The organism is Aliivibrio sp. S2TY2 (assembly GCF_028765525.1).
In the GTDB taxonomy this organism is placed as follows: domain Bacteria; phylum Pseudomonadota; class Gammaproteobacteria; order Enterobacterales; family Vibrionaceae; genus Aliivibrio; species Aliivibrio finisterrensis_A.
Map to the genome: position 1 here is coordinate 156,822 of NZ_JARACS010000005.1, position 11,577 is coordinate 168,398.

At 37.4% G+C, this 11,577-nt stretch carries 9 protein-coding genes; 6 read left to right on the forward strand and 3 right to left on the reverse strand.

Annotation, left to right across the window (positions count from 1 at the left end; all coding sequences use genetic code 11):
* Window positions 1–16: 16 nt before the first annotated feature.
* Both PVK63_RS10325 and PVK63_RS10330 read right to left on the reverse strand, forming a co-directional pair.
* Entirely contained in the window at window positions 17–379 is a 363-nt protein-coding gene (locus PVK63_RS10325; protein ID WP_274440427.1) for a DUF1254 domain-containing protein, read from the reverse strand.
* Between the two features lie 315 nt (window positions 380–694).
* Window positions 695–1,600, reverse strand: coding sequence for a LysR family transcriptional regulator (locus PVK63_RS10330; RefSeq protein WP_274440428.1), 906 nt, complete (start codon window positions 1,598–1,600; stop codon window positions 695–697).
* 130 nt (window positions 1,601–1,730) lie between these two features.
* Between PVK63_RS10330 and PVK63_RS10335 the strand changes: the two genes are divergently transcribed.
* The 6 genes from PVK63_RS10335 to PVK63_RS10360 all read left to right on the forward strand — a co-directional run bounded on the left by PVK63_RS10335 (window position 1,731) and on the right by PVK63_RS10360 (window position 9,838).
* Window positions 1,731–2,873, forward strand: coding sequence for an ABC transporter substrate-binding protein (locus PVK63_RS10335; RefSeq protein WP_274440429.1), 1,143 nt, complete (start codon window positions 1,731–1,733; stop codon window positions 2,871–2,873).
* 465 nt (window positions 2,874–3,338) lie between these two features.
* Window positions 3,339–4,193 (forward strand): MIP/aquaporin family protein, encoded by an 855-nt coding sequence (locus PVK63_RS10340; protein ID WP_130045214.1) that lies wholly within the window; start codon window positions 3,339–3,341, stop codon window positions 4,191–4,193.
* Window positions 4,194–4,264: 71 nt separating this feature from the next.
* On the forward strand, window positions 4,265–5,779 hold the full coding sequence (glpK, locus tag PVK63_RS10345) for a glycerol kinase GlpK (RefSeq protein WP_274440430.1): 1,515 nt from the start codon (window positions 4,265–4,267) through the stop codon (window positions 5,777–5,779).
* A 189-nt stretch (window positions 5,780–5,968) separates the two neighbouring features.
* On the forward strand, window positions 5,969–6,736 hold the full coding sequence (locus PVK63_RS10350; RefSeq protein WP_065593347.1) for a DeoR/GlpR family transcriptional regulator: 768 nt from the start codon (window positions 5,969–5,971) through the stop codon (window positions 6,734–6,736).
* Between the two features lie 342 nt (window positions 6,737–7,078).
* A complete protein-coding gene (glpD, locus tag PVK63_RS10355; RefSeq protein WP_274440431.1) occupies window positions 7,079–8,626 on the forward strand; it encodes a glycerol-3-phosphate dehydrogenase in 1,548 nt (515 codons plus the stop codon).
* A gap of 123 nt (window positions 8,627–8,749) precedes the next feature.
* Window positions 8,750–9,838, forward strand: coding sequence for a choloylglycine hydrolase family protein (locus tag PVK63_RS10360; protein ID WP_274440432.1), 1,089 nt, complete (start codon window positions 8,750–8,752; stop codon window positions 9,836–9,838).
* 22 nt (window positions 9,839–9,860) lie between these two features.
* Here the strand turns inward: PVK63_RS10360 and PVK63_RS10365 are convergent, their stop codons facing one another.
* On the reverse strand, window positions 9,861–11,561 hold the full coding sequence (locus PVK63_RS10365; RefSeq protein WP_274440433.1) for a GGDEF domain-containing protein: 1,701 nt from the start codon (window positions 11,559–11,561) through the stop codon (window positions 9,861–9,863).
* Window positions 11,562–11,577: the final 16 nt, after the last annotated feature.

Genomic DNA, 11,577 nt, shown 5'->3' on the forward strand with positions numbered 1-11,577 from the left:
ATCTTAATTTGATGTTTTATTTGATTGGGTTAATCGCTGGTACCGTCCATTTCATATCTAAGATCTCTTGAGATGGAATATATAAACGAGTAATGGCATAGAAATTCCCTTCTGACGTTGGCAACCAATTGGCAAGTTGTGTGCTATTACTAGGCTTATCGTGAGAAAGTATTAAATCAAACGATCCATCTTTATTTTTCTTGATAGGAGTTTGGTCGTTAACATTAAAACGGTGGATATCAATGACAAAATAACGATTATCGACTTCTGGGGTAGATAAAATCATTGGTTCTTTAGATACATCAACAATCGCACTTGAATATAAAGTATCGCGGTTAGCCGTTGGCATATCCGTATATTGGCGTGTTACTTGTTCCATACGAACTAATGTCGACCCCCATAGATAAGCATTCGTTGCTAATAAATACGTTTCTTGGTCTAGCCAAGTTGAGGCTTGGTTTTGTTGAATTTGTGCCGAGGGAGTTAGCGAAGAAGTGTTGAGTTCCTGAGCGTTTATACCTTAAAGAACTGATTAAGACGCTAGCTACAATAGCCGCAGTGATTTGTTTTTTAAACATAAGTAACTCCTCTCAAATTGATTGAGTTATCTTATGCTTTTCGATTAAAAATTGTGCCTATACTCCCTATTAGTATTTTTAATAGAGAGTATCTTTAGATTGAAAAAAATGAATAATTAATATTGAGAGAAAAAGCGTTTTGTTTCAGTTAAAAGCCATTCAGTTAGGGGCTGTTTTCGGTTAGTTTGATGGCTAAAAAAGGCAATTTTACGTTGATATCCTTTAGGAACAAGTGAGTCAGGAATAGATAAAAAACGAAATTGATCACCAATAGATTCTTCTAAAGAGCGCGGCATAATACCAATGTATTTACTCTCAGCAATCAAGGTTGTCATTAACGCAATATCACTGGTTCTTAAGTTAATATTTTTCTTTAACTTAAAATTGCGGATCAGTTGTTCGGCTTTAGATGGGCCAGTGACTCCTGGGATCAAACAAATAGCGATAGGATGGGGAAGGATGTTTTCAATCGTAATTTCATTGAGTGAGTGTTTATCATCTACCACAAACGCAAATTCATCGGCTCCGACTTCTTGCTCCATCAGTGTTTTATTGGTTTCCATTGGTAAATAGGTAATACCAAAGTTTTGGTGAGGATTCATCTCTAATTTTTGTGGTGTATTGATGTCCCAATGAGAACACTGAACGGTGAGATCTGGCGCTAATAACGTCAGTTTTTTTATTAACTGAGCACCAAGTGTTGATATTAATGGAGGAGATATCAATAAATGCAATTCCCCATTAAGTTGAGAGATATCCCACTCAGTATTATCACTGTATAGCTTATCAAGCTGAGTTAGCAGGTCAGGCAATGTAGACAAAATATCTAAGCATTTGATAGTAGGAACTAAGTTGTTTTTGTCGCGGATAAATAAAGGATCATCAAATTGGTCACGCAGTTTTTTGAGCATAATACTGATGGTTGGTTGACTCAAATTCATTCTTTTTGCCGCTAACACGGTTTGTCTTTCTTCATTGAGAATGATAAGTAACCTAAGTAAATTAAGATCTTTATTATGCATTTATGCTCATCTTTATATTGATATTTTTGATTATTAAATATAACCACAAAGCTCTGAATAATCATAATTTATACACTATAATCGGGACGAACATAATAAAAATACTCTTTAATGGATAAAGGAAAAACAGATGAAAAAGTGGTTGTTATTGCTCAATAGCCTAATACTTTCTTTTAGCGTTCATGCTGCAGATACATGGAAAGAGATAGAACAAAAAGCCAAAGGGCAAACTGTGTATTTCCACGCTTGGGGGGGAAGCCAAGAAATAAACAATTACTTGCGTTGGGCAGATAAAGAGCTACAGCGTACTTATGGTGTCACGCTAAAACATGTAAAAGTGGGGGATATTGCAGAAAGTACGTCACGTTTATTAGCTGAAAAAACTGCAGGGAAAAACGACGGTGGCAGTGTTGATATGGTATGGATTAATGGTGAAAACTTTAAGTCCATGAAGAACAATCAACTGCTGTTTGGTCCATTTGTCAATCAGCTACCAAGCTGGGAGTTTGTAAATAAAACCTTGCCAGTCGATAGTGATTTCTCTGAACCTACATTAGGTCTAGAAGCGCCGTGGGGTGTGGGTCAGCTTGTATTTATTCATGATAAGCAAACGCTAAGTAATCCGCCACAATCTTTTGCTGAGCTACTAAGTTACAGCAAGGCCTTTCCAAATCGAATTACCTACCCTAAGCCGCCAGAGTTTCATGGAACTAGTTTCTTAAAAGCGTTGTTAATTGAGCTGACCAATAACAATCCTCAGTTAATGGAGCCGGTAGAGCAAGCAAATTTTGCTGAAATAACTAAGCCATTATGGATTTATTTAGATGAACTACATCAAACTGCATGGCGTAAAGGAAAGCAGTTTCCATCTGGTACAGCACAATCACTGCAGCTATTAGATGACGGTCAAATTGATCTTGCGGTTACGTTTAACCCAAATGAAGTCTTTTCTGCACAAGCAAGTGGCAAGCTAGTCGGCACCACAGAAGCTTATGCCATGGAAGCCGGTGCGTTATCAAATATTCATTTCTTAGCTATTCCTTGGAATGCATCAGCAAAAGAGGGCGCTCAAGTCGCAATTAACTTTTTACTGAGTCCTGAAGCACAGTCTCGCAAAGGGGATTTAAGTGTCTGGGGTGACCCATCTGTGCTGTCGTCACAGTATTTAACGGGCTCTGCGAAGAATACGAAACTATTCAAATCTTTAGCAGAACCACATCCAAGTTGGCAGATAGCGTTAGAGAAAGAGTGGCTAGTTCGCTACGGAAAGTAAAGACCATATAAATCACTATGAAATGCTCGTTTTGAATCTATATGGTTTAGTTCGAGCATTTTTTGTTTTTATCGTAAGCAATAAATTTTAGAAAGACTCCTTCGTTAATTTTATTATTATTGTTGTATATATTGCTGGGTTCAATGAAATTAATACCTTAGAGGCCCTTATTTTTCGTCATTTCTTTTTCTTCTTTTCTTAAATCACTCTTCTGGTCGAACCTGTTCGTTTGCTTGTTTTATGCTCTAGATCTTCTTTTTGATATTCTAACACGCATTTTTTGTGCTCGAACGCTCTTTTTGTGTTTTCTGGTGTTTAAATTATTAATAAAAGGAGTACATTTCTCGCTGCTTAACGTGAATGCTGTATACCTACTTTAATAATAATTGGGCCGTTTATCTCGAGTATATAGATCTGTATATATGTTTGATGAAATGAGTTCATAACGAAACAAAGGAATGAATAATGGCGAATAATAAACAACATACATTACTTGGACAATGCATCGCAGAATTTATCGGTGCCGGTTTATTGATCTTTTTTGGTGTCGGCTGTGTTGCGGCTTTAGTATTAACTGGTGCAGAGTTTGGCCAGTGGGAAGTTAGTATTATATGGGGCATAGGTGTTGCGATTGCTATCTATTGTACTGCGGGTGTTTCTGGTGCTCATCTAAACCCTGCTGTGACGATTGCTCTTGCGGCGTTTCATGGGTTTGATAAAGCAAAAATAATTCCTTATATCATTGCTCAAGTATTAGGGGCTTTCTGCTCGGCGGCATTGGTCTATGCGTTATACAGTAACTTATTTTCTGATTATGAAATTGCAAATGGTTTCTTACGTAGCAGTAAAGAAGCATTATCTACAGCCGGTATCTTTTCAACTTACCCACATCCCTCTTTATCGATGCTAGGCGCATTTGCGGTTGAATTTGTTATTACTGCGGTTCTTATGTTTGGGATCCTAGCCCTAGGTGATGAGCACAATGGAGCAGCTCGCGGTGCAATGAACCCACTTCTTATTGGTTTATTAATTGCTGTTATTGGTGGCTCTCTTGGCCCTCTGACTGGCTTTGCAATGAACCCCGCTCGTGATTTTGGTCCTAAACTGTTTGCTTATTTAGCAGGCTGGGATTATGCATTAACGGGTGCAAAAGAAATTCCTTACTTTATCGTTCCAATTTTAGCACCAATTGCTGGCGCATGTTTCGGTGGTTGGGCTTACCCAAAAATGATTGGTGCTTATCTACCAAAAGCAGGTCATGGTTGTACGATTCCAAACCAGTGTGATGTGGAAGAAGACACCAAAACTGCTGAAGTTTAATAAAATAGTTAACTAACAAATATAGCCCTACGAGCTAATACATTACAACTAATACATAAAAGGATTCCATCATGACTGAGCAAAAATACATTGTTGCACTTGACCAAGGAACTACCAGCTCTCGTGCCGTCATTCTTGACCACAATGCGAATATTGTCAGTGTTTCTCAGCGTGAATTTACTCAGATTTATCCTCAAGCAGGCTGGGTAGAGCATGACCCACTAGAGATCTACGCAACGCAAAGTTCGACTCTAGTTGAAACCTTAGCAAAAACAGGCATTCGAAGTGATCAAATTGCGGGTATTGGTATTACTAACCAACGTGAAACGACGATTGTTTGGAACAAAGAAACAGGTAAGCCAGTTTATAACGCCATTGTTTGGCAATGTCGTCGTACTGCTGACACCTGTGAAAAGTTAAAAGAAGCAGGTTTAGAAGAGTATATTCGTGAAAATACAGGTTTAGTTGTTGACCCATATTTCTCAGGTACAAAAATTAAGTGGATTCTTGATAATGTAGAAGGCGCTCGTAAAGACGCTGAAGCAGGTAAATTATTGTTTGGTACCGTTGATACTTGGCTTGTGTGGAAGATGACACAGGGGCGTGTTCATGTTACAGATTACACCAATGCATCACGTACCATGGTGTTTAATATCAATACGCTTCAGTGGGATGAAAAACTGCTGAAAGAGTTAGATATTCCACTGTCAATGATGCCAGAAGTGAAATCATCATCAGAAGTATATGGTGAAACAAACATTGGTGGTAAAGGCGGTACACGTATTCCGATTGCTGGTATTGCAGGAGACCAACAAGCCGCACTTTATGGTCAAATGTGTGTGGAGCAAGGCCAAGCGAAAAATACCTACGGCACAGGTTGCTTCTTGCTAATGAATACAGGCAAAGAGAAAGTAACGTCTCGCAATGGTCTATTAACAACACTAGCATGTGGCCCACGCGGTGAAGCCTCTTACGCACTTGAAGGTGCGGTATTTATGGGCGGAGCATCAATTCAATGGTTGCGTGATGAAATGAAACTGCTGGCAGACGCAAAAGATTCAGAATACTTTGCCACTAAAGTGGATTCATCAAATGGTGTTTATGTTGTTCCTGCCTTTACCGGGCTTGGAGCACCATATTGGGATGCGTATGCGCGTGGTACGATTGTTGGCCTAACACGCGGTTGTGGTTCAAACCATATTATTCGTGCAACATTAGAGAGTATTGCTTATCAAACTCGTGATGTAATTGATGCGATGCAAGCGGATTCAGGGATCAAATTATCAGCACTTCGTGTCGATGGTGGTGCGGTTGCCAATAACTTCTTAATGCAGTTCCAATCAGATGTATTAGATGTTGCAGTTCACCGTCCACAAGTTACAGAAGTAACGGCGTTAGGGGCTGCTTATCTTGCTGGCTTAGCGGTTGGTTTCTGGGGTAGTCTTGATGAGTTGGCAGATAAAGCCATCATTGATCGCTCTTTTGAACCTCATCATGATGAAGAGAAGCGTAACCAACGTTATCGTGGTTGGAAACGCGCAGTAAAATGTGCGCAAGCATGGGCAGAGTTACATGATGAAGAGTAATTAACTTAATCTGATTGTTAATCAAACAAAAGGAGCGCATTTAGTGTGCTCCTTTTTCTTTTCCGAACTTTGTTTGATATATATCACGCATATTTACATCAAAAACTACCACTATTTATTCCTTCTTTAGTACACTAATTCGAGTTAAAAATATAAGTCATTGATTGATCGAAATTAGGGGGGTAATTCGTGAAGCAATTATCAAGACATCAAGAAATAGTAAACCTTGTACAACAACATGGATATGTCAGTACTGAGGATTTAGTCGAACAGTTTAAAGTAAGTCCGCAAACCATTCGTCGTGATTTAAATGAATTGGCTGACGAGAACAAAATTCGCCGTCATCATGGCGGAGCTACCATTCCATTAAGCTCGGTAAATACGGCATATACAACGCGTAAAGTGATGCAGTTAAACGAGAAAGATACGATTGCAGAAGCACTTGCGAAGCATATTCCAGATGGTGCAACCTTGTTTATTGATATTGGCACAACGCCAGAATCAGTAGCAAAAGCATTGGTAAAAAATCATAAAGATTTACGAGTAGTAACCAATAACATCAATGTCGCTATGATCTTAATGGCAAATCCTGATTTTAAAGTGATCCTTGCTGGCGGTGAAGTTCGTAACCGTGATGGTGGGATCGTAGGTGAAGCTACGTTAGATTTCATTAAACAGTTCCGTTTAGATTTCGGTATCTTGGGGATCAGTGGTATTGATTACGATGGCTCGCTATTAGATTTTGATTATCATGAAGTTCGAGTAAAAAAAGCCATTATTGAAAATAGCCGCAGCGTATACCTTGCGGTTGACCATACAAAATTTGGTCGTAATGCAATGGTGAATTTAGGCAGTATTACTGAGTTGCAAATGATCATTACGGATCAAGAGCCACCAGAAGAGATCGTGGCAATTCTAAAAGATAATGAAATTCCTTATGAAGTAATTTCTAAGTAGCTCTCATTTTTGTAAATATAGAATCCCTGTTTTTGAAATATACCAACTAAGCTAAATATTTGGCTATTCTTACTTGCTAAAATGACTTATAGCTGCGTTATAAATTTTGTAATTAGAACCACTAGTTAACAGCAATTTATGCCTTGCTATTAGTCATTTTCTCTTCGTAATTCTCTAACCAACTACTTATCTGGCTGGTATTAGATCAGGGATTTTTTGTATCTGTATCACAGTAAATGTTCGGAATCGAAAATAAAAAGTGACTCAAAACGAAAGTTAAGTTATCGTGTTTTTATCGTAATTAATGTTCGTTCGCTCATTTGAGTCTTTAAGGTCACTACTATGAATAATGAAAACCAAACACACACAACCTGCGCTGTTTTAGATTTAATTGTAGTTGGTGGTGGTATTAACGGGGCTGGCGTTGCTGCTGATGCTGCTGGTCGAGGATTAACCGTTAGTCTATACGAAGCGTCTGATTTTGCTTCAGCAACCTCTTCAGCAAGCTCAAAGTTAATTCACGGTGGCTTACGTTATTTAGAACATTATGAGTTTCGTTTAGTGTCTGAAGCGCTTGCCGAGCGTGAAGTGTTATTAGCTAAAGCCCCACATATTGCCAAACCAATGCGTTTTCGTTTACCTCACCGCCCATTTTTACGTCCTGCATGGATGATCCGTGCTGGTCTTTTCCTATACGATAATTTAGGTAAACGAACTACACTTCCTGCAAGCCATTCAGTTAACTTAGCGAGCTCTGGCTTACTAAAACCTGAAATGATCAAAGGTTTTGAATATTCAGATTGTTGGGTTGATGATGCGCGTTTAGTGATCCTAAATGCAATGGCTGCAGAAAAAAATGGTGCAGAAGTTAAAAACTACTGCCGAGTTGAGAAAGCCGATCGTATTGATGATATTTGGCATGTCACTATTTTTGATGAGCAAACAAACACACGTTTTGAGCGAAAGGCCAAAGCACTGGTTAATGCTGCGGGTCCATGGGTTAAACAGTTTTTTGATGACAGTTTAGAAGATGAATCCCCTCGTAATATTCGTTTGGTTAAAGGCTCGCATATTGTGGTGCCTAGAATACATAATGAAGAGCAGGCTTATATTCTACAAAATAAAGATAACCGAATTGTATTTGTTATTCCTTACATGGAAGATTTTTCAATCATAGGTACAACGGACGTTGAATATAAAGGCGATCCGAGAAAAGTCGCGATCTCAGAAGATGAAGTAAATTACTTAATTGATGTTGTAAATCAGCACTTTGTTGATCAAATAAAACGCGATGATGTCGTTTGGACTTACAGCGGTGTGCGTCCATTGTGTGATGATGAGTCTGATTCACCTCAAGCGATCACTCGTGATTATACTCTGGAGTTAGAGCAAGAATTAGATCAAGCACCATTGTTATCTATTTTTGGTGGGAAGCTTACGACGTATAGAAAGTTGGGTGAAACAGCTATGAAAATGCTAAACCCATACTTTTCTAAAATGGGAAAACCATGGACAAGAAATGTGGCGTTACCGGGCGGTGATTTTGATTACCCTCGTTCGCAATTAGTAAGTAATATTTGCAGCCAATACTCATGGTTATCAGAGAAAACAGCCACTCGTTATGTAAATCAATTTGGAACACTGGTTTGGACGTTATTAGAAAATGTAACTTCAGAAGCAGATATGGGCCGAGTATTTTCTGAAGGTGTGTACCAAGCAGAAATCGACTACTTAATGAAGCATGAGTTTTCTCAAAAAGCTGAAGATGTATTGTGGCGCCGAACCAAGTTAGGGTTGTATTTAACTCAAGACCAGCAAGATGCAGTAGCTCAATACATGAATGAGAAATTAGGAAAAAAGAAGGGAACTAAACTTGCGCAAGTGAGTTAATGTTAAATTTAAATCTTTTGATTAAGCCTGAAGTATGTTTCAGGCTTTTTTGATTTTATAGAAATACTTGGATTTATCATCTATAAGAGTACTATCTTAAGGTCATATTAATGGGATCGTAAAATGAAAATTAAACTTCTTTCAGTGCTTATTGCGTCTTGTGTCGCGTATTCAGCGAGTGCCTGTACGGGTATTTCTCTTTCAACGGTTAATCATGATTACATTCAGGCTCGAACGATTGAGTGGGGTCAAAATGATCTGAACAGTAAATTAATTGTATCTCCTCGTGATTATTCATACGTATCTACCATGCCAGATCAAAAGCAGGGATTAACGTGGGATTCTAAGTATGGATTTGTTGGTATCTCGGTCAGCGATGATCGTTTTATTGCTGATGGTATTAATGAGGAAGGATTAACGGCAGGTCTATTTTATTTTAAAAATTATGGGTCGTTAGAGAAATACAACCCAAATGATACTAAGACAACGATTACTGATATGGACTTTAACCGTTGGATGTTATCGCAGTTTAAAACAGTAGCTGAAGTCGAACAAGCGATTAAGCACATAAAGATAGTACCAGTTTATATTGATGCTAAAGGAGTGCCATCACCAACAGCACACTGGCGCGTAGCTGATAAGCAAGGTAATAACATTGTTATTGAAATCATGAATAATGGTGAAGTTAATATCCATAAAAATGTGGCTAAAGTGCTGACAAATGCTCCAGATTACCAATGGCAGGTAACTAATTTAAATAATTATATTCATTTAACTCCAGGAGTAAGTCCGGGACAAAAGATCAACGATGTAGATGCTTTCTCTTTTGGTGTTGGTTCTAGCTTTTTAGGGTTGCCGGGTGATATTACGCCACCGTCAAGATTTGTGCGTGCTGCCTTTTATGTAAATTCAACGCCTGTAATGAAGGAAGGATCCGATGCGGTATCTCAGGCATTCCATATCTTAAATAATTTTGATATTCCGATTGGAAGCGAATTTAATGATAAAGCACATATTCCTGATTTACCAAGTGCGACGCAATGGACTTCTGTCGTAGACCAAACAAATGGATTATTCTTTTATAAAACCATGCGTGATAGTACGATAAAAAAAGTGGATTTAAATAAGATCAATTTTACTGGAAAAGTAGAAGAAAAACGGTTGTTAGATTCAGGAACATTCCATGTTCAAGATGTGACTCCAGATATATAGATAACTCTTTAATCAAGCCTCACTATGAGGCTTGATTATTAATGATTTTTTTACGTTTTCTTTTATTAATGTACATCTTTTTATCAGCACTATCTAAGGCAAGCTGGATATCCATGTCTAATGGAGTTACCCCAAAAGAATAAGATAAAAAGATCTCTCTCTGTTGAAAATGATGTTCAAGATTGGTTCGGATCATTCTCATCTTAGTTTGAATATCTTGAATTGAATGAGAGTCAAAACAAAGCACAAACTCATCCCCACCAAAACGAATAAGAAGATCTTCTTTTCTTAAGTTTTGATTGATTAATCGTGCAGCTTCCTTAAGTTGTTGATCTCCAAATTGATGTCCATATTGATCATTAATATTCTTAAACCCATCTAAATCAATAAATACCATGGTGTTATAGGCGTTTACATCAATATGATTAAGTTTAGCTTTAGTAAAGCATCCTGTTAATGGGTCAATCGGCGATTGTACATCTTGGTTATCTTCATAAACAAATATCATGACAAAGGTTTTATCAAAATACTTTATTTTTTGGCGATAAGTATGGAAATGCGTTGTTGTTGAATCGACCTCTACCGTCTCATTCGACATTAATATATCGGACTCATTATTGAGTAACTGTTGATCAAGTTGCAGACAAGTTTGATAGTCTGGGAATCGTTCTAATACTTTAGATACAGGCATTCCAACTAAATCACAACCAAGGTAGTCAGTGTGTTTTTTATTATTGTATATTGCTACACCGTGCTCATCTCTTAGAATAAAAAGACAATTACAGTGTTTCATTAGATTGGTTGTAAATAGAATCGAAGGACTTTTTATGCCATCGAGTAATTCTTGGTATTTTGTATTAAGTGCCTGCAAGTTGAAATTGTTGTAGTCAATACCTAATAAATTAAATGGGTCCTGTGGTTTTAGGGCTTCTAACGCTTGATTTAACTGGGTATTGTCTTTTGCTACATTGATATTATAAATGAAGCGATCAATTGGTGGCATTGAGTCATTTAATTGATTATCAATAGTAGGACCATGTGATTTAAGTTTTTGATCTAACTCAGAAAGCGAGATAGGGTAAGACAGGTAATACCCTTGAGATATTACTGACCCTAAAGATTGAATCAAATTTAATTGATTAACGTTTTCAATTCCCTTAATCACGACGTTATTACCTAAAAATTTATTTAACTTTTGGTACAACGAGCGTAAGAAACAAAATGATAAGTAGTCATCTTCAATTGGGCTAATTAAAGAGCGGTCGATCTTTATATAGTCAAAGTTAAGGCTTAATAATGGATCTGAATTTTTGCATTCTGTGCCGTAGTCATCAAGCGTAAAAAACAGGTTGAGTTTTTTTAGCCGCTGCATATTTGAACGTATTTTTTCAAGATTCACGTTTTGATGCTTAAAGTTTAACTCAAACGAGAAGCCTTTATGATGTTTGAATACGGATTCACAATATTCAATAAAAGATTCAGACTCTAAACTGCTGACTGATATGTTGATTGAGATATGAACATTATCTTGATTATTTAGACTCAATTTATCGGAAATAATATGAGAAATTACTGCTTTATCAAACTCTTCTTTATTATTAATCGTTGAAATAAAGTCTAGAGGTAAGTCGTCAGAGCCCTTAACTCTTATTAATGCTTCATAAGAAACAATGGAGCCTTCGAAGAAATTTGGTTGATAAATGAAGTAGGTATTCTCAAGCATTATTATAATTATATTC